The following is a 19,132-nucleotide window of genomic DNA, read 5'->3' on the forward strand; positions in this document are numbered from 1 at the left end:
TGCTTCCTGCCCGCCGGCCTTCCCGGTTACTTCGTCAGGCCCTTGCCTTCGAGCCACTTCTGGATCAGCGCGGCGACCTCGGCATTGTTCTTGTCCATCATTACCATGTGCGAGTTGCCCTTGATGCCGGCCTGCGGCAGGTCGACGACATCGACGCTGCCGCCCGCCGCCCTGACGGCGTCCGCAAAGGCAAGGCCGTTGGCGCGGATCTTCGGCCAGCGCGAATCCTTCTCGATGTAGTCGCCATAGATGATCAGCGTCGGAATGTTTTTCAGCAGATCGGCCTTGGCGGGATCGCCGAGGCCGGCAGGCTCGACCGCGATCAGCGCCTTGACCTTGTCGGGCCGTGCCTGCGCCACCTTGAAACCGAAGCTGCCGGCCTGGCTGTGGAACAGGATGATGGACGGACCGACGCGGTCGATCTCGGCGAGATAGGCGGCGATGATGGCGTCGTCAGTCGTGGTCCAGCGCGGCACGTTCTGCTTGACGAAGTTCTCATAGCCCTCGTTCGGAAACTGGCTGCCCGGCATCAGCTTGCGTTTGGCGGGATCCGGATCGTAGGAGCCCGCGCCGTCGCCGATGCGGAAGCGCTCGAACGGGTTCGCCGTGGTGAGGAACACCGGCTCGCTCTTGAAGATATCTGGATATTGTGCCCAGCCGGCGCGGCCGCGCTCGACCGCGTCGGAATTGTAGACGGCCCAGCCCTTGCGCAGGAAATAGTTCAGCCAGCCTTCGCGTCCGTCCGGCGTCGTCTCATAGGTGACGCCGGTCAGCCCGCCGCCATGCCACATCAGCAGCGGATAGGCGCCCTTCTCGTTGGCGGGCAGAAAATACTGAACATACATCTGCTCGACCTGATAGGTGCCGTTCGGATCGACCTTTGCCGGCACGCCGCCGGGCGTGAAGGTCACCTCCTTCACCGGCTTGCCGGAAATCTCGACCAACCGACCGCCGACATGGAACGAACCCATATCGCGCAGCGCGATCGGCTCGGCGGCGTTCGCCAACGTCGCGCCCACCAGAACTGCCGCAGCAGAAGCAATCGCAAGCCGCATCACAAATCCTCCCGTTGTTGTCTCCCTCTCCCCGCAAAGAGCGGGGCGCGGTGACTTCTAATTCCTCGCATTCTTCGCCGCCTCACGCCCGGCCACCCGCCCGAACACGCTGCCGATGGTCATGCCGATGCCGGCCGCATAGCCCTTGCCTAGCACGTTGCCGGCCATGATCTCGCCGGCCGCAAACATGTTGGCCGATGGCTTGCCGTCCTTCATCACCATGCGCGACTGCTTGTTCACGCGGGTGCCGAGATAAGTGAAGGTGATGCCGGGCCGCACCGGATAGGCGAGATAGGGCGGCGTCTCGATCTTGCGCGCCCAATGCGTCTTCGGCGGGGAGATGCCCGCGGTGCGGCAATCGTCCAGGATGGTGTGGTCGAAGGTGCCGGGCTGCACGGCGGCGTTGAATTCGGTGATCGTTTTTTCCAGCGCTGCGGGATCGAGTTCGAGCTTGCCGGCGAGCTCGGCGATGCTGGCGCCCGCGATCGGCGGAAACAGCGTCGGCATGAAGCTGGTGACCACGGTGGAATCGAAGATGATGTAGGCGATCTGGTCCGGCTGCGCCGCCACCAGCCGTCCCCAGATCGCGTAGCGCTTCGGCCAGATGTCCTCGCCCTCGTCGTAGAACCGCTCCGCGTGCTTGTTGACGACGATGCCGAACACCACCGAGTCGTGCCGCGTGATAATGCCGCCGTCGAATTTCGGCGCGCGGGCGTCGATCGCGACCGCATGGCACTGGGTGGGATCGCCGATGTCCTGCACGCCCTTGGCGAGCAGCATCTTCAGGATCGAGCCCCGATTATAGGGCGTGCCGCGGATCAGGAAATTGTCGGCGGCCTCGCCCCAATACTCCTTCAGCCATTCAATGTTGGCTTCAAAGCCGCCGGCGGCCGCGACCAGCGCGGAAGCGCGGATTTCGCTCGCGCCATCGATCGGCTGCTTAAGTTTTGCGGACAGGAACATGCCGTCCTCGATCTCGAGGTCGATGACCTCAGCATCATAGGCGATCTCGACGCCGAGTTTTTCCGCGGTGAGATAGAGCGCGTTCAGCATCGCGCGTCCGCCGCCAAGGAAGAACGAATTGGTGCGGCCAAGGCTCAGCGTGCCGCCGAGCGAGGGCTGCCAGCGCACGCCCTGTTCGACGATCCAGTTCAGGATGTCTTTCGACTCCTTGATCATGAACTTGGCGAGTTCTTCATCCGTCTGCCCGCCAGTCAGGCGCAACAGATCGTCCCAGAACTCTTCCTCGGTGTAGGGGCCAGTGAGAATCTCGGTCGCGGCATCGTGCGCGCAGCGCATGTTGCGGGTATGGCGGGTATTGCCGCCGCGATAGAATTTCGGCGCGCCTTCCAGCACCAGCACGGAAGCGCCGGCGCGCCGGGCGCTGATGGCCGCGCAGAGCGCGGCGTTGCCGCCGCCGATCACCAGTACATCGAATTTCCGATTCAAGTCGGCCATGCGCTCTTGTTGTCGTTGTTGGCCTGGAAAATCAAACCGGCGCTCGGCCAGACAACTCCATCCACCCCGGCGATTTTCTAGCCTGCCGCAACGGCCGCGTCACGTCTCTCGTGCGCTGCGCAGGGCCATGCGACGATGTCGCATGCAAGGCGCGATGCGGAATATCTGCCAAGCTCAGGGCTTGTTTTGCACGGAGGCGAGCAGCCATTGCCGGAACGCCGCCAGCTTCGGCGGATCGGCCCTTCCCATCGGGGAGACCAGATAGAATCCCGCATCAACCGGCAGCGTGATCTTGAAGGGAACTACGAGCCGGCCCCGCGCGATGTCTTCCTCCACATAGGCGGTACGTCCCAGCGCGACGCCGAAGCCGTCGATCGCGGCCTGCACCGTCATGAAGATCATGTCGAAGGTCACGCCCGGTTGCTTCGACAGATCGGCCGGCAGCCCGGCCGCCGTCAGCCACAGTCGCCAATCGTCGCTGTTCATACTGCTGGTATGGAGCAGCACGTGGTCCCTGAGGTCTTCGGGACATCTCAGCGGCTTGTTGCCCTTCAGCAGCGCCGGGCTGCACACCGGAAAAAGCTCGTCCGCCATCAGCCAGTCGGCGCGAACGCCGGGCCACTGGCCGCGGCCGTAGCGGATGGCGGCGTCGACATTGTCGCGCTGGAAATCGACCAGGTTGGTCGAGGTCGTGATGCGCACGTCGATGCCGGGATGGGCTTCCTGGAACGCGGTCAGCCGCGGCAGCAGCCATTTGGCCGCCAGCGAGGCCAGCGTCGATACCGTCAGCACGCGGTCGTCGTCCTTGCGCAGCAGGCGGTCGGTCGCAAGCCGCAGATCGTTGAAGGCGGCGCGGATGCCCGGAAGGTAGTCCTGCGCTTCCGCCGTCAGCGCCAGCGAGCGATTCTGGCGGATGAACAGGCGAACGCCGAGCTCTTCCTCCAGCCGCTTGATCTGATGGCTGATCGCGGTCTGCGTGACGTTCAGCTCGGATGCCGCCTGCGTAAAGCTCAAATGCCGGGCGGCGGCCTCGAAAGCCCGCAGACCATTAAGCGATGGCAGCCTGGCGGTCATTCCGCGATCCCCAGATACATGAGTTTATATCATCCGAAACGGTACAAAGTGTCGTTTGTGGAAGGCTCGAACAAGGCAGATATTAGCAACAACAGATTACTACAGGAGCCGAAAATGTCCACTTACACGCATGAATCGATGATAAATCATCATGGACCGGGGTTTTTGAGCCAGTTGGCCGAGACCTTCCATGTCTGGCGGCAGCGCTACCAGTCGCGCCGCGAACTGGCGAGGTGGTCGGACCGGGAACTGCACGACATCGGTATCTCCTGGAGCGACGTCGCCTACGAGGCCGATAAACCGTTCTGGCGGGCTTGAGCAGCAGCCGGCTGGCGCCGCCTCTTCAGAGGGGCGCCGGCCATTTTCATTGAGGACCGGCGGGAGCGCGCCATGACCACGCTGCGTTTCGACGATCTCGGGCAGTATTCGGACGTGCTGCGTTCGCGGCACGGCCAGGCCGTGACCGTACGCTTCGTCGAGCCGCGCGATGCCGAGGCGCTGCAGAATTATTTCCGCTCGCTCTCGACACGTTCGCGTTACAGTCGCTTTCTCGGCGCCGCCAGCGAACTGCCGGCATCTGAACTCGAGCGCTTCATCCATGTCGGCGAGGCCGATCGGTTCAGCGTGATCGCGACCATGCTGGTCGACGGCCGCGAGACCATTGTGGGCGAAGCGCGCTATGCCTTCGACAGCGAGGCTGCTTCGATCGAGTTCGGCCTGTCGATCGACGATCGCTGGCAGGGCCACGGCATCGGCAAGGCGCTGTTGAAGAATCTCGAATGCCGCGCAGCCTCGTTCGGCGCTGAACGCATCTTCGGCGACACGCTCCGCTCCAACGACGTGATGATCGCGCTTGCCCGCAAGGCCGGCTACGCCTTCACCAATACGCCTGGCGACTGGAGGCTGACGCGCTTCCAGAAACAGATCCATATCGAGCCGCAGGAAATCCCATGCGCCAGTTGGCGGCTTGCCGCCGTCTCTCCCAGCGCAATGTCCTCGCTTGCGGTTTGATACACTGAGCCCGGTTCTGGCCGCACCAGAACCGGGCTTTTTTCTGTCGTTACGCGGCTTCGTCAGTGAAGTCCGTGGAGGTCGCCAGCGTTCGCCATTCGGTCAATTCCCTTGCAACGAAGGCGTTTTTCGCTTCGATCCGCTCCACCGTGTCGCTGCCGAGTGGCAGCCGCAGCGGCGGATTCTTGGCGTTCACCAGCGCGATGAAGGCGCTCGCAAGCTTGCGCGGGTCGCCGCGCTGGCCATGGTTGGCGTCGGCGGCGTGCGCCCGGGTGTTGCCGACGCTTTCGCGGTAGTCGTCGATATGCTGCGCCGTGCGCGCCAGAGATGTCTCGTCGAGGAAATCGGTGCGGAAGAAGCCGGGCTCGACCACGGTGACCTTGATGCCGAGCGGCGCGACTTCGGCTGACAGCGCCTCGCTGATGCCTTCGACCGCGAACTTGGTCGCGCCATAGACGCCCCAGCCGGGATAGCCGGTGTAGCCGCCGACCGAGGAGATGTTGATGACATGGCCTGAGCGCTGCCGGCGCATATGCGGCAGCACCGCGCGTGTGACGCCGAGCAGACCGAACACGTTGGTGTTGAACAGCTTGGCCGTTTCCGCGGCGCTGGCTTCCTCGATTGCGCCCAACAGGCCATAGCCGGCGTTGTTGACGAGGATATCGATGCGGCCGAACTTTTTCACCGCCTGGCCCGCAGCCTCATGGGCCTCAGCGTCGCTGGTGACGTCGAGCCGCGTGGCCAGCAGCCGTTCATGCTGACCGAGGCGGGCGGTGACGGTGTTGGGATCGCGCGCGGTGGCAACCACCGCATTGCCCGCTTTCAGAGCGGCCTCCGCGATCAGCGCGCCAAAACCCCGGGAAGCTCCTGTGATGAACCAGACACGCATTTTCCTGCCCTTTCGGTTGGGCCCGGCGGGATCGCCGAACCTGATGGGCAAGGAATAGCGGCTCGCCATACCTGAGATAATCCGCTAAATATTCCATGAGTTACTGAGAAAAACTCATCAATGCGGATCGACCCTTCCGACCTCGCGACCTTCCTCGCCATCGCCAGGCATCGCAGCTTTCGCGCGGCCGCTACCGAACTCGGCGTTTCGGCCTCGGCGCTGAGCCACGCGCTGCGCAACATCGAGGAGCGGCTGGACCTGCGGCTGATAAACCGCACCACGCGCAGCGTCGCGCTGACCGAAGCCGGCGAGCGGCTGTTCTCGCGGATCAGCCCGGCGTTCCGCGACATCGACGACGCGCTGGAAGATCTCAACAATTTCCGCGGCAAGCCGACCGGCACGCTGCGGTTCAACGCCGCGCGGCAATCGACGCAACTGGTGCTGCTGCCGATCGTGACGCGCTTCCTGAAAGACTTCCCCGACGTCAATGTCGAGATCGTCATCAACGACGCGCTGATCGATACGGTCGCGGCGGGCTTCGATGCCGGCGTCCGGTTCGGCGAGACCATCGCCGCCGACATGATCGCGGTCCCGATCGGCCCGCGGCATCGCTTTGCGGTCGTGGGCTCACCCCGATATTTCAAAGTTCATAAGCCGCCGATCACGCCGCATGATCTCAAGGGCATGCCGTGCATCCGCTACCGCTTCACCAGCGGCGTGATGTATCGCTGGGAGTTCGAGCGCGGCGGCATCGAGGTCGATATCGACGTCGAGGGGCCGCTGACACTGAACGACCAGGACCTGATGGTCGATGCGGCGCTGGATGGCGCCGGCCTCGCCTTCGTGTTCGAAGCGCAGGTCGAGGAGCTGATCGCCAGGCGCAAGCTGGTGCGCGTGCTGGCTGACTGGTGTCCGGCCTATCCCGGCTTCTTCCTGTACTATCCGAGCCGGCGACAACTGCCCGCCGCGCTGCGCGCATTCGTCGATTTTGCGCGCCGGGGCGGGGCGGCGGTCGATTGATAATGCCTTCGCCGCGGTCTAGCCTTCTTTCCGCGACTTCGCAGGGGAGGGCCGATCATGGGCGTCGATCCAGGATTTGTGCGAAAGATCTTTGCCGGTCTCGAGCATGGCGATGGCGCCGGCTTCTTTGCCCACGTCGCCGATGACGTAGACTGGACCGTGATGGGCACGCATCCGCTCGCCGGTCACTATTTGTCGAAGGCCGATTTTATCGCCGGCACGTTTGCCAAGCTCGGCAAGGTGCTGCCGAACGGGGCGCAATTACACGTCGACAGCCTGATCGTGCAGGATGATGTGGCGATTGTTGAATTGCATTCCGAAGCAATCGCGAAAAACGGTTTCCGCTTCGACAATCACTATTGCTGGGTCTGCTATTTCAGAAACGATACCATCGTGCGCGTGCGGGCCTATCTCGATTCGGTGATGGTGGCGCGGCTGTTTGCCGAGAACCCGATCTAGTTTCGGGTTCTCGTAGCTTCGTAGCCCGGATGAGCGAAGCGACATCCGGGGAAACTCTCGCTACGGCCGGACTCATCCGGATGTCGCTCCGCTCATCCGGGCTGCAAGATATTCACTCTCCCGAAAATACCGGTTTGCGCTTTTCTATGAACGCCTGCACCGCTTCCTTGTGATCGGCGGTGGTAGTCAGGCGCGTCAGGCGCTCGGCCTCGTGGTCGCGGGCGGTGGCGAAGTCGAACTGGAGCGCCTCGTCGAGGTTGTCCTTGATGTAGCGCAGCGCCAGCGTCGGGCCTTCGGCCATGGATTTGGCGAGCGCGAAGGCTTCGGCCTGCAGCTTGTCGTCGGGCACCACGCGGTTGACGAGGCCGAGCGTCTCGCATCGCGTGGCATCGACCTTGTCGCCGGTGAACATCAGTTCGCGGGCCCGCGAGGTGCCGACCAGCCGCGTCAACAGCCAGGCAATACCGTAGTCGCCGGAGAGCCCGACGCGGACATAGCCGGTGGCGACGAATGCCGATTGCGCCGCGATCCGGATGTCGCAGGCGAGCGCGAGCGCAAGTCCGGCGCCGACCGCGGGGCCGGGTAGCGCCGCGATGGTCGGCTTGCGCACCGAGACCAGCGCGCCGGTCAACAGGCGCTGCCGCTCCTGCAGGTCGGCGACCTTGTCCTCGTAGGACATCTCCATCTTCTTCTTGTCGCGATGCGCGCCCATGCCCTTGACGTTGCCGCCGGCGCAGAACGCTGTGCCCGCGCCGGTGAGCAACAGCGCGCCGACCTCGGGGTTCTCACCGCAGGCCTTGATCATGCTGCGCAACGCCGGCGTCAGCGTATCCGAGAACGCGTTGCGCGCTTCGGGACGGTTCAGCGTGATGATGGCGACGCGGTCGCGGATCACGCAGAGCAGTTCCTCGGTGCCGGTGTCGATTTTGGTTTCGGCGGTCATGTTTCCCCCTGTTGTTGTCCGTTGCGAAGAGCGATGGTTTCGTAGGGTGGGCAAAGCGAAGCGTGCCCACCATCAGGAAACGCATTCGACGAGAGATGGTGGGCACGGCGCTTCGCGCCTTTGCCCACCCTACGCGTCCTGCGCGGTGGCCGTCTCAAAACTTCTCCACCCACGGCCGCAATTCGACCTCCCAGGTCCAGGCGCTGCGCGGCTGCTGCAGCACGTTCCAGTAGCTCAACGCAATCGCGTCGGGATCGAGCATCGAGTCCGGTTTATCGGCGGGCTCGGTGCGGACAGCGCTGCGGATGCCGCCGTCGATGACGAAGTGCGCGACGTGGATACCCTGCGGCGACAATTCGCGCGCCATGCTCTGGGCAAGTCCGCGCAGCGCGAACTTACCCATCGCGAACGGTGCCGACTGCGGATAGCCCTTCACGCTGGCGGAAGCGCCGGTGAACAGGATCGCGCCGTGCCTGTTCGGCAGCATGCGCTGCGCCGCCTGCTGTGCCACCAGGAAGCCGCCGAAGGCGGAAACCGCAATCGCGTTTGCAACCTCGGCCGGAACCAGATCGGTAAAGGCGCCGCGTGCCCGTCCACTGGCATTATAGACGACGAGGTCGGGCGTGCCGACCTCGCGCTCGACCATGCCAAACAGACGCTCGACTTCCTCGGCCTGGATAGCGTCGCAGGCAAAGGCGCGGGCGCCGGTTTCGGTGCAGAGCGCGCCGAGTTTCTCGATCTTGCGCGCGGCGAGCGCGACCTTGATGCCTTCGCGCGCAAACAGCCGCGCCAGCGATGCGCTCAACCCCTCGCCGACGCCGACGATCAGGGCAATCTTGTATTTTGGAATTTCCATGGGGCGGTCCTCGGGTGGTGGGACTCGGTATTTAGGAACCCGATTCCGCCTGGCAATCGTCCGCCATGGGGCGGCCCTCCAATTATGCGTGTTGACGGCTTGAACGCCTGCGTTATCGGTAGATGATCAAGATCGGGCGGAACGAACAAGGGCTAAAAATGCATCCACTCATGCAAGATCGCGCAACGGCGTCAGCCAGCCAGCCGGGATTGCTCGCGCCTGACACGACGGGGATGAATTTCTACCGCGCCGATCCGGCGTTGACGGATCTGCTGCGGCTGCATCTACCCGATGCGCTGTTCCGTCATATCGAGCCGCATCTCGATCGCCTGGGCGAATTGGCCGGCGGCTATCTCGACGAATGCGCGCGGCTTGCGGATCGTCACACACCGGTGCTGCACCAGCGCGACAAGTTCGGCCGCGATACCCAGTATATCGAATACCACCCGGCCTATCGCGAGCTCGAAAAGGCCGCGTTCGGTGAGTTCGGCATTCACGCGCTGTCGATCCGCAAGGGCATCATGGGCTGGCCGGACAAATACCCCGTCGTCGCCAAGCACGCCTTCACCTTCCTGTTCAATCAGACCGAGTTCGGCATGGGCTGCCCGATCAACGTCACCGACGGCTGCGCCAAACTGCTCAACAATTTCGGCAGTGACGCGCTGAAGGCAAAATATCTCGACGGACTGACCCAGACCGACATGAGCAAGCTGACCCAGGGCGGCCAGTTCATGACCGAGAAGGAAGGCGGCTCCGACGTCGGCACGCTGACGACCAGGGCCGTGCAGGAAGGCGACCACTGGCGGCTCTATGGCGAAAAATGGTTCTGCTCCAATGCCGACGCCAAGGTGGTGATGCTGCTGGCGCGCCCCGAGGGGGCGGGCCCCGGCACGCGCGGCGTCGGCCTGTTCCTGATGCCGCGCTTCCTCGACGACGGCTCGCAAAATCATTATCGGATCGTGCGCCTGAAGGACAAGCTCGGCACCCGCTCGATGGCCTCGGGTGAGATCAAGTTCGAGGGCGCGATCGCGTACGCCGTCGGCAAGCTCGACCGCGGCTTCGTTCAGATGGCCGAGATGGTGAATTCGTCGCGGCTCTCCAACGGCGTCAAATCCACCGCGCTGATGCGGCGGGCGCATCATGACGCGATGACGGTGGCGAAGAGCCGCGTCGTCTTCGGCCAGCGCATCATCGACCTGCCGCTGGCGCGGCGGCAATTGATGAAAATCATGCTGCCGACCGAGCAAGCGCTGTCGATGAGTTTTCTTACCGCAGACGCGCTCGATCGCGCGGAAGCCGGCAGTCAGGATGCAGCGGCGCTGCTGCGTATTCTCACCCCCACGCTGAAATTCCGCGCGACGCGCGATGCGCGGAAAGTCTGCGGCGACGCGCTCGAGATGCGCGGCGGCATCGGCTATATTGAGGAGTTTGCCACCGCCCGGCTGTTGCGCGACGCCCATCTCGGCTCGATCTGGGAAGGCACCGGCAACATCGTCGCGATCGACACGCTGACGCGCGCAGTCGGCCGTCACGGCGCCGATGCCGCACTCGCCGCCGATCTGCACGCCCGCCTCGACGACAGCGCCAACGTGCCGCAGGCGTGGCGCGACCGTTTGCACCAATTGACCGATCGTGCGGTCGGTTTCGCGCGCGAAGTCGCCAGCCGCAGCGACAATGAGGGCGATGCGCGGCGCGCCACCAGCCTGCTCTATCAGGTCGCCAGCGCCGTCGCGCTGGCCTGGGAGGGCGGACGCATCCACGAGATGCGCGGCGACGCCAAACGGCTATTGCTGTCGCGGATGGTGATCGACCATCGCATCTCGACGGGCGATCCGTTCCGTTTAACGGAAAATGCCACCCAGCGCGCGATCACTGATCGTCTGCTCGGCGAACGCGATGTCGCTATGGCCGAGGTTGGCGAATTGCTTGTCGCAGCGTAGGCTGATTTCAGTACTGGTTCAAAAATAACAGAAATATAGAGGGAGCACCCGATGAAGGCCGCCGTTCTGCATGAAGTCAACCAGCCGCTGGTGATCGAGGATGTCAGCGTGCCGAACCCCGGCCCGCGCGAAGTCCTGATCCGCACCCGCGTCGCCGGCCTCTGTCACTCCGACCTGCATTTCATGGAAGGGCTCTACCCGCATCCGCTGCCCGCGGTGCTCGGACATGAATCCGCGGGCGTGGTCGAAAAGGTCGGCTCCGACGTCACCTATGTCAAACCCGGCGATCACGTCGTGACGTGCCTGTCCGTGTTCTGCGGCACCTGCGACAACTGCACCACCGGCCGCACCGTGCTCTGCACCGACACCACCGTGAAGATGCTGCCCGGCGCGTCCAATCGCCTGTCCTGGGCACGGTCGGAGAAACTCAACCAGTTCCTCAATCTCTCGTCTTTTGCCGAGCAGATGCTGGTGCACGAAAACGCCATCGTCAAAATCCGCAAGGACATGCCGCTGGAGCTGGCGGCGCTGATCGGCTGCGGCGTCATCACCGGCTATGGTGCGGTGGTGAACACGGCCAAGGTGCAGGCCGGCGAGACCGTGGCGGTGATCGGTTGCGGCGGCGTCGGCATGGCCGCGATCAATGGCGCCGCGATCGCCGGCGCCGGCCGCATCATCGCAATCGACACCAATCCGGCCAAGCTGCAATTGGCAACAAAGCTCGGCGCCACCGACATCGTCGATCCCGCCCGGGGTGATGTGGTGCAGCAGGTGCGCGAACTCACCGGCGGCGGCGTGCATCACTCCTTCGAGGTGCTGGGCCGCAAGGAAACCGCCGAGCAGTCCTTTGCGATGCTGGCGGCGGGCGGCACCGCGACCATCGTCGGCATGATCCCGTTCGGCCAGAAGATCGAGCTGCACGGCTTCGACTTCCTCAGGGAGCGCCGCATCCAGGGCTCGTCGATGGGCTCCAACCATTTCCGTGTCGACATGCCCCGCCTCGTCGAATTCTACATGCGCGGCAAGCTGCATCTGGAAGACTGGATTTCGGCCAAGCTGAAACTCTCAGAAATCAATGAGGGCTTTGCCAACATGAAAGCCGGCAAGACGCTGCGCAGCGTGATCATGTTTGATAGCTGATGACGACGTCGTCATTCCGGGGCGATGCGGAGCATCGAACCCGGAATCTCGAAATTATGTCCGGCACAAGATTCCGGGTTCAGCCCTGTCGGGCTGCCCCGGAATGACGCCCATATTTCACCGCGACACATGCGCCGACACCGCCAGCCACCTGCCGTTCTGCCTCGCCCAGCAATCGGTATAGCGCCCATGCGCCGGCTGGTCGTCGGCGGTCGTATAGCTGGTGGCGGCGTGGATGATGGCGAAGTCGCCGAGCACGCGGATCTTGACGTCATGCGCGGTGAGATTCCTGATCGTCACCGGCACGGCGGTTTGCTTCAGGAACGCCGCGCGATCGACCAGCGACTTGTCGGGATTCGAGCAATAGAAATCGGCGGCAAGAATTTCGTCGAAGCGTTTGACGTCGGAGTTCTGGACTGAATTCACGTAATCGCGGTTGAGCGCGGTGAGTTCTTCGATGTCGTTGCTCATGGTGTTCTCCCGATCTCTCCCGGTCATTGCGAGCGAAGCGAAGCAATCCATCGTCCCGCACAGGGAAAGATTAGATTGCTTCGTCGCTGCGCTTCTCGCAATGACGCCGCAGGTAAGTTTCGTCCCTCAATCGTCAAACATCGACGGCGGTTTGAACCCGCCGAATTCGCGCTCGATCAGCTCGGCGAGTTTCAGCGGTGTGCGATCCTCCAGCCAGGGGCCGACGATCTGCACGCCGATCGGCAGTCCGTTCGGCGAGAATCCGGTCGGGATCGCAGTGGAGGGCAGGCCCGGCAACGTAGCGATGCCGGGCCAGGAGAGCATGTCGGGATAGACGTGGTCCTTGCCGTCGATCCTGATGCGGCGCTGTTCCTGGTCGTCGGAGTGATCGTGCGGATAGGCCGGCGTCGGCATGATCGGGCAGATCACGGCATCATATGTCTTGAATAATTCGCGCCATTGCGCCCGCAACCGCCCGCGCGCGCCGTCGTCCATCAGCCAGTTGCGGTGGCTCTGCGCTATGCCGCGCAGCCGTTCCGCGGCAAGGCTTGTCTCGCTCGCCGGCAGCACAGCGACCGCGGCCTGCGCGCCCTCATAGACATCAGGCGTAAAGGAAGCGCCGAGAAACGACATCAGCATCCGCATGTAGAGCCGGGAGGTATCGGCAAAGTTCGGCAACAATGGGCTCTCGCGGTCGATCTTGACGCCGGCCTTTTCGAGATTGGCGGCGAGCTTGTGGATCGTGCCGCGCACCACCTCGTCGGTCGGCATGACAGGATCGGTATCGACCACCAGCACGCGAAAATCGTTCAGCGTGGTGTGACGTGGAGCCGGCAGTGCGAGCCTGTAACCCTTCCCGGCCTCCAGCGGATCGGGGCCGGCGATGGTGTCGAGCAGCAGCGAGAGGTCGGCGGCGCTGCGGGCCATCGGGCCGATTACGGCAAGGTCGCGATCGATCGGCAGCGGCTGAAACGGCGGCGGCGTGTGGCCGCGCCCGGGCACCAGCGCAAAGGTCGGCTTGTGCGCATAGACGCCGCAGTGAAACGCAGGCACGCGCAAGGAGCCGCCGATGTCGGAGCCGAGCGACAGCGGGCCATAGCCGGCGGCGAGCGCTGCTGACGAGCCGCCGGAGGAGCCGCCCGGCGTGCGGCCGAGATCGAACGGATTGTTGGTAGTGCCGTAGATCTCGTTATAGCTCTGCCAGTCGCCGAGCCCGAACGGAACGTTGGTCTTGCCGATGATGACGCCGCCGGCGTCCTTGACGCGTGTGATCGACAGTGCATCCTCCACAGGCCGGAAATCCTTTTGTGCCGGAATGCCCCAGGTCGTCGGCAGGCCCGCGATATTGTAGGATTCCTTCACGGTCAGCGGGATGCCGAGCAGCGGCTTCCTGACGCCACGCGCGAGTTCAGCGTCGGCGGCGCGGGCGGCAGCAAGGCCGCGCTCGAAATCGCGAACGCAAATCGCGTTGATCTTCGCATCGTGCCGCTCGATGCGGCCGATTGCGTCCTCGGCAAGCTCGACCGCCGAGACCTTTTTCGCGGCAAGTGCGGCCGATAATTCGACGGCGGTCTTGAAACTCCATTGCGATTTGGCCAAGCTGTGCTCCCGCTCTTTCGTTCGATGCAGGCCGCGGATGATGCTCAGTTTGGGCACGCGCGGCAAGAGCAATGGCTGTACAGTGGCTTATCAGCCATGCTGCCAGCCGCCTTGGCGAAGCTGCCGTTCGCGCGCTAGTCTCCCGATCAACAAAAAATGAAAACAGCGCGGGAGGCTCTGATGAGATCGGCGTGGATCGCAGGCGTCGTGGCGGCCGTCACGATCGGCAACGCGACGATGGCGGCTCGCGCCGCCGAGATCAGGCTGGCCGAACAGTTCTCGATGGGCTACCTGCAATTCAACGTCATGAAGCGCGACAGGCTGATCGAGAAATACGCCAGCCAACGCGGCCTCAGGGATTTCAAGGTTTCCTGGCAGCGCTTCAACGGCCCGGTGGCGATGAACGAGGCGCTGCTGTCCAATTCCACCGATATCGTCAGCGGTGGCGTGCCCGGCCTGATCACGCTGTGGGACAAGACGCGGGGCACCTCGTTCGAGGTCAAGGGCATCTGCGCGCTGAGTTCGCAGCCGTTCCTGCTCAACACCGCCAATCCAAACGTTAAATCCATCAAGGATTTCACCGAACGCGACCGTATCGCGGTGCCCTCCATAAAAGTGTCGGTGCAGGCGGTGCTGCTGCAGATGGCGTCCGCGGCCGCCTTCGGCGATGACAACTACGCCAAACTCGATCCCCTTACGGTATCGATGTCGCCGCCGGACGCGACGATTGCGCTGTTGAGCGGCGCGGGCGGCATCAGCGCGGCCTTCAGCGTGCCACCATTCCAGTTTCAGCAACTGGAGCAGAACAACATCCGCACCGTGCTGTCGTCGTTCGATGTGCTGGGGCCGCACACGTTCACGGTGGCATGGACCTCGGCGCGGTTCCGGAAAGAGAATCCCGAACTCTACGCCGCCTTCCTCGACGCCGTGAAGGAGGCGACCGCGATCATCGCGGCCGACCCGAAGGGGACCGCGCAGAGCTGGATCAACGACAGCAATTCCAAGCTGCCGCTGGAGATGGTGACCAAGGTAGTAACCGCTTCCAATGTCGAATGGACGATGACGCCGGCCGCGACGATGAAATTCGCAAAGTTCATGCGCCGCGTCGGCACCACCAAGAACGAGCCGGCCTCGTGGAAGGAGATGTTCTTCCCCGAGATCAGCGATCTGAACGGGAGCTGACGCGGGAGCCCTTAAGCCGCGCCGATCAATATCCCCACTGCCAGCACGATGGCGCCGCCGAGCACGATCTGGAACACGGCCTGCAGGAACGGCGTGTCCATGTAGCGCGCGCGGATGAAGGCGATCGCCCACAATTCGAAGAATACGACGATGCCGGCGATCGCGGTCGCGATCCAGAACGCGTTAGGCCAGGAGTCAGGAACGAGGTAGGGCAGCGTATGGCCGATGCCGCCGAGCGTCGTCATCAGCCCGCAGGTAATGCCGCGCAGCCAGGGCGAGCCGCGCCCGGTCAGCGAGCCGTCATCCGACAGCGCCTCGGCAAAACCCATGCTGATGCCGGCGCCGATCGAGGCGGCAAGCCCGACCAGAAACGTCTGCCAGTTCTGATGCGTGGCGAAGGCTGCGGCAAACAGCGGCGCCAGCGTCGAGACCGAACCGTCCATCAGTCCGGCGAGGCCCGGCTGCACATATTGCAGCACGAACATGCGGCGCCGCGTCTTGTCTTCCTCTGCGCGCACGTCGGGCTTGAGGATCTCGCCGGTCAGCTTGACTGCCAATCGCTCGTGGCCTCTTTCCTCCTCGGCGAGGTCGCCGAGCAAGCGCCGCACGCCGACGTCTTCCGCCTTTTCGCTGGCCTTGGCGTAGAAGCGCTCGGCCTCGAGCTCCATCGTCTCGACTTCCTTCCGGATGGTGTCGAGCGGCAGGTTCTTGGTCAGCCAGATCGGACGGCGCTTCAGAAAGCCCTTGACGTCCTCGCGGCGGATCGGCGGCAGGTGTGGGCCAAACCGCGTCTCGTAGAGTTCGAGCAGGCGATGGCGATGGCCGCGTTCCTCTTCCGCCATCTCCTCGAACACCTTTGCCGTATCAGGATAGCGCTCCGCGAGATCTTCGGCGAAGGCCATGTAGATGCGGCTGTCCTCTTCCTCGGACGCGATCGCAACAGCCAGCACTTCGCGCTCAGTCAGATCGGCGAAATTCTTCACAGGACGCCTGCCTCTTCTTGTTTTGGAATTCTCTCATGTTGGCGTTTACCGCGGTCAATTGTCGGCCGTGCCCTGGCTCGCCTTGGTCCCTCGCAGGAATTGCACCAGCAGCCAACTCACCTTGTTGGCCTGCTCCTGCTGCACCCAGTGGCCGGCGCCGTCGACGAGATGGCAGCCGATCATGTTTGTGCAGGCCTTCGACTGCATCGCCTCATAGACGCCGGGGCGTTGATAGGTGCCCCAGTCCTGCTTGCCCGAGATGAAGGCGGAGCGCACATCGATGGTGCGGCCCGACCATGTCTGCAATTCCGGAGTGAACGCGCCCGAGGTGCCGCAGCGATACCATTGCAGGCCGCCCTGGAATCCGGTGCGTTCATACTCGGCGCTGTAGAACGCCAGTTCGTTGTCCGGCAGCCATTTATTCCCTGCGATTTCTTCCGGCGAGGGCATTTCCTCCGCAACCGTCGCGGCCATGTCCTTGGCGTGGTCCATCACATAGTAGGTCGGCAGCTTTGCAATTTCGTCCGCGGTCCACGATTTGAGCGGATAGGGCTTGTTGTCTTTCCAGTCCGCGCTCTTGTGATGGTAATAGGCACGCAGGAAATCATGCACCCCCTGCGGCGCGTGGTGCATGTCATCGTTGGCCTCGCGCGTCGAATAGTACCACTGGTAGTGCTTTCGCGGTCGCGGCAGTGCGCCCAGATCGCGATGAATGGGATCGTCGATGCGCTTGCCAGGCTCGTTCACCGTGTTGAACGGTAGCGACGGCGGGCCGGCGAACGGCGCGCTCATCATGACGACCGAACGGAATACGTCGGGCCGGATCAGTGCGCACCAGGCAGCGACCGACGAGCCGAAATCATGCCCGATGACGGCGTCGACGCTTCTGTAGCCGAACGCCGCCACCAGCCCGAGCGCATCGCGCACCAGATTGGGGAGGCGGAAGGAGGCGAGGTCGCCGTCATAATCCGCGTCCCATCCGGTGGTGCGGCCATAGCCGCGCTGGTCGGGCGCGATCACGTGATAACCGGCTTCGGCCAGAATGGGCATCACCTTGCGCCAGGAGAAAGCGAGCTCGGGGAAGCCATGCAGCAGCAACACACAGGGCCGGCCGCGGGTTTCGAAGCCGGCTTCCAGCACATGCATCCGCAGGCCATTGATGCCATCGACGTAGCGGGAGCGGATGCTGGAGGGGAGCGGGATATCGGGGAGGGTGGGCATTGTTTGCGCCTTTCTTCGCCCTCTCCCCTTGTGGGATAGGGTGGACGCGATGCGCAGCATCGCAGACGGGTGAGGGGTCTGTCTCCGCGGATAGAGACCCCTCATCCGCCTTCGCGTTCCGCGAAGGCACCTTCTCCCACAAGGGGAGAAGGGAAGGAAGGACGAAAATAATCGCGGCATTCCGTAGGGTGGGCAAAGCGAAGCGTGCCCACCATTTCTTGTGCGGATCAAATGGTGGGCACGGCGCAAATGCGCCTTTGCCCACCCTACGATTCTACGCCTTCGCCGGCTTCGGCCAATAGCGGTCGCGCAGATGGCGCTTCACCAGCTTGCCGGTCGGCGTGCGCGGCAATTCCGCCTCGAAGTCGATACTCCTGGGGCATTTGATCGGCGACAGATGCTTGCGGCAGAACGCGATCAACTCGGCCTCGAGCTCCTTGCCGGCCCTGGCTATGTCGTGCGGCTGCACTACGGCCTTGACCTCCTCGCCCATTTCCTCGTTCGGCACGCCGAACACCGCGACATCGGAGATGGCGGGATGGGTGATCAGGACGTCCTCGGTCTCCTGCGGGTAGATGTTCACGCCGCCGGAAATGATCATGTAGCTCTTGCGGTCGGTGAGATAGAGATAGCCCTCCTCGTCGAGATAGCCGACGTCGCCGAGCGTCGACCACCCTTTTTCGTTGTAGGCCTTCTTCGTCTTCTCGGGATCGTTGTGATAGGCGAAGGCCGGTGCGTCGGCGAAGTAGACCGTGCCGATTTCGCCGGTCGGGCGCTCGTCGTCATTCTCGTCCAGGATCTTCACCTTGCCGACCACCGCGCGGCCGACGGTGCCGCGATGGGTCAGCCATTGCTGCGAATTCGAAACGGTAACGCCGTTGCCTTCGGAGCCCGCGTAATATTCGATCAGGATCGGTCCCCACCACTCGATCATCCTGGCTTTCACGTCGACCGGGCAGGGCGCGGCTGCGTGGATCGCGCCCTTCAAGGTCGAGACGTCGTATGCCGCGCGCACTTCATCGGGCAGCTTCAGCATTCGCACGAACATGGTCGGCACCAGCTGCGACTGCGTAACCTTGTACTTCCCGACCAGCTTCAGAAATTCCTCGGCGTCAAAGTACTCCATGATGATGGAGGTGCCGCCGAGCGTGATCGCCATCATGTTGAAGCGCAAGGGAGCTGCATGATAGAGCGGCGCCGGCGACAGATAGATGCTGTCGGAGTTCATCCCGCACATGTCGGCGCAGAGAATTTTCAAGAGCGGGTTCGGCACGTCGATCGCCTTGCCCTCGAACTCCTTCTTGATGCCCTTGGGGCGCCCGGTGGTGCCCGACGAATAGAGCATGTCGTAGCCCGCGACCTCGTCCGCGATCGGCGTCACCGGCATTGCAATCGCTTCCTTGTCGAAGGAGCGGAGGCCGGGCGCGGGCTCGTCCACCATGAAGAACAACGGCTCGCCGGGCTCGCCCTTGACCAGGCCCTTGACCTTGTCGGCGCATTGCGGCGTGGTGATGAAGACTTTTGCGCCGCAATCCCTGACGATATAGGCGATCTCTTCCTCGGTGAGGTAGCGGCTGATCGCGGTGTAATAGAGCCCGGCGCGCTGCGCGGCCCAGCAGATTTCCATGAACGCCAGCCGGTTTTCCATCAGGAAGGCGATGTGGTCGCCGGCCTTCAGCCCGAGTGAACGGAACAGATGCGCGCCCTGGTTCGAGAGCTCGTCGAGTTCGCGATAGGTAATCGCCTTGCCGGTAGTCGCCATCTGATAGGCGATCTTGTTCGGCTGGGTGCGGGCGTAGACAGACGGATGGGTCATGGATGTTTCCTCAAT

Annotated in this window: 18 protein-coding genes; 7 read left to right on the forward strand and 11 right to left on the reverse strand. The window is 63.5% G+C overall.

Annotated elements, in window-relative coordinates:
- Positions 1-26: 26 nt before the first annotated feature.
- From CQ12_RS04195 to CQ12_RS04205, 3 genes are all read right to left on the reverse strand, one after another.
- Positions 27-1,058, reverse strand: a complete 1,032-nt coding sequence (locus tag CQ12_RS04195) for an alpha/beta hydrolase (protein WP_057834102.1) — start codon at positions 1,056-1,058, stop codon at positions 27-29.
- Between the two features lie 54 nt (positions 1,059-1,112).
- A complete protein-coding gene (gene tcuA, locus CQ12_RS04200) occupies positions 1,113-2,504 on the reverse strand; it encodes an FAD-dependent tricarballylate dehydrogenase TcuA (RefSeq protein WP_057834136.1) in 1,392 nt (463 codons plus the stop codon).
- Positions 2,505-2,687: 183 nt separating this feature from the next.
- Positions 2,688-3,587, reverse strand: coding sequence for a transcriptional regulator GcvA (locus CQ12_RS04205; protein ID WP_057834103.1), 900 nt, complete (start codon positions 3,585-3,587; stop codon positions 2,688-2,690).
- Positions 3,588-3,701: 114 nt separating this feature from the next.
- Between CQ12_RS04205 and CQ12_RS04210 the strand changes: the two genes are divergently transcribed.
- Together CQ12_RS04210 and CQ12_RS04215 are read left to right on the forward strand one after the other, a co-directional pair.
- Positions 3,702-3,905: a DUF1127 domain-containing protein gene (locus CQ12_RS04210; protein WP_057834137.1), complete on the forward strand. Its 204-nt coding sequence runs from the start codon at positions 3,702-3,704 to the stop codon at positions 3,903-3,905.
- Between the two features lie 72 nt (positions 3,906-3,977).
- Positions 3,978-4,598 carry a GNAT family N-acetyltransferase gene (locus CQ12_RS04215; protein WP_057834104.1) on the forward strand — a complete coding sequence of 207 codons (621 nt, stop codon included), beginning with the start codon at positions 3,978-3,980 and terminating at the stop codon, positions 4,596-4,598.
- A 49-nt stretch (positions 4,599-4,647) separates the two neighbouring features.
- Here CQ12_RS04215 and CQ12_RS04220 read toward each other — a convergent pair whose 3' ends face one another.
- Positions 4,648-5,487: an oxidoreductase gene (locus CQ12_RS04220; protein ID WP_057834138.1), complete on the reverse strand. Its 840-nt coding sequence runs from the start codon at positions 5,485-5,487 to the stop codon at positions 4,648-4,650.
- A gap of 120 nt (positions 5,488-5,607) precedes the next feature.
- Here CQ12_RS04220 and CQ12_RS04225 point away from each other — a divergent pair, with 120 nt between their 5' ends.
- Entirely contained in the window at positions 5,608-6,507 is a 900-nt protein-coding gene (locus CQ12_RS04225) for a LysR family transcriptional regulator (protein WP_057834105.1), read from the forward strand.
- Positions 6,508-6,564: 57 nt separating this feature from the next.
- Positions 6,565-6,966: a nuclear transport factor 2 family protein gene (locus tag CQ12_RS04230; protein WP_057834106.1), complete on the forward strand. Its 402-nt coding sequence runs from the start codon at positions 6,565-6,567 to the stop codon at positions 6,964-6,966.
- Between the two features lie 112 nt (positions 6,967-7,078).
- Here CQ12_RS04230 and CQ12_RS04235 read toward each other — a convergent pair whose 3' ends face one another.
- Both CQ12_RS04235 and CQ12_RS04240 read right to left on the reverse strand, forming a co-directional pair.
- Positions 7,079-7,909 carry an enoyl-CoA hydratase gene (locus tag CQ12_RS04235; RefSeq protein ID WP_057834107.1) on the reverse strand — a complete coding sequence of 277 codons (831 nt, stop codon included), beginning with the start codon at positions 7,907-7,909 and terminating at the stop codon, positions 7,079-7,081.
- 154 nt (positions 7,910-8,063) lie between these two features.
- On the reverse strand, positions 8,064-8,765 hold the full coding sequence (locus CQ12_RS04240; RefSeq protein ID WP_057834108.1) for an SDR family NAD(P)-dependent oxidoreductase: 702 nt from the start codon (positions 8,763-8,765) through the stop codon (positions 8,064-8,066).
- A 170-nt stretch (positions 8,766-8,935) separates the two neighbouring features.
- On the opposite strand from CQ12_RS04240, the gene CQ12_RS04245 reads away from it, so the two are divergent.
- Both CQ12_RS04245 and CQ12_RS04250 read left to right on the forward strand, forming a co-directional pair.
- Complete coding sequence (locus CQ12_RS04245) at positions 8,936-10,705, forward strand: acyl-CoA dehydrogenase family protein (RefSeq protein ID WP_430642181.1); 1,770 nt, start codon at positions 8,936-8,938, stop codon at positions 10,703-10,705.
- A gap of 51 nt (positions 10,706-10,756) precedes the next feature.
- A complete protein-coding gene (locus CQ12_RS04250; protein WP_057834109.1) occupies positions 10,757-11,845 on the forward strand; it encodes a Zn-dependent alcohol dehydrogenase in 1,089 nt (362 codons plus the stop codon).
- A 117-nt stretch (positions 11,846-11,962) separates the two neighbouring features.
- Here CQ12_RS04250 and CQ12_RS04255 read toward each other — a convergent pair whose 3' ends face one another.
- Positions 11,963-12,316 (reverse strand): nuclear transport factor 2 family protein, encoded by a 354-nt coding sequence (locus tag CQ12_RS04255; protein ID WP_057834110.1) that lies wholly within the window; start codon positions 12,314-12,316, stop codon positions 11,963-11,965.
- Positions 12,317-12,442: 126 nt separating this feature from the next.
- On the reverse strand, positions 12,443-13,915 hold the full coding sequence (locus tag CQ12_RS04260) for an amidase (protein ID WP_057834140.1): 1,473 nt from the start codon (positions 13,913-13,915) through the stop codon (positions 12,443-12,445).
- Positions 13,916-14,095: 180 nt separating this feature from the next.
- Between CQ12_RS04260 and CQ12_RS04265 the strand changes: the two genes are divergently transcribed.
- Complete coding sequence (locus tag CQ12_RS04265; RefSeq protein WP_057834111.1) at positions 14,096-15,097, forward strand: ABC transporter substrate-binding protein; 1,002 nt, start codon at positions 14,096-14,098, stop codon at positions 15,095-15,097.
- An 11-nt stretch (positions 15,098-15,108) separates the two neighbouring features.
- Here CQ12_RS04265 and mbfA read toward each other — a convergent pair whose 3' ends face one another.
- From mbfA to CQ12_RS04280, 3 genes are all read right to left on the reverse strand, one after another.
- Positions 15,109-16,080: an iron exporter MbfA gene (mbfA, locus tag CQ12_RS04270; RefSeq protein WP_057834112.1), complete on the reverse strand. Its 972-nt coding sequence runs from the start codon at positions 16,078-16,080 to the stop codon at positions 15,109-15,111.
- A 54-nt stretch (positions 16,081-16,134) separates the two neighbouring features.
- Positions 16,135-17,301 carry an alpha/beta hydrolase gene (locus CQ12_RS04275; protein ID WP_057834113.1) on the reverse strand — a complete coding sequence of 389 codons (1,167 nt, stop codon included), beginning with the start codon at positions 17,299-17,301 and terminating at the stop codon, positions 16,135-16,137.
- 274 nt (positions 17,302-17,575) lie between these two features.
- On the reverse strand, positions 17,576-19,117 hold the full coding sequence (locus CQ12_RS04280) for an acyl-CoA synthetase (RefSeq protein WP_057834114.1): 1,542 nt from the start codon (positions 19,115-19,117) through the stop codon (positions 17,576-17,578).
- Positions 19,118-19,132: the final 15 nt, after the last annotated feature.

The sequence above is a fragment of the Bradyrhizobium jicamae genome (assembly GCF_001440395.1).
GTDB classification, from domain to species: domain Bacteria; phylum Pseudomonadota; class Alphaproteobacteria; order Rhizobiales; family Xanthobacteraceae; genus Bradyrhizobium; species Bradyrhizobium jicamae.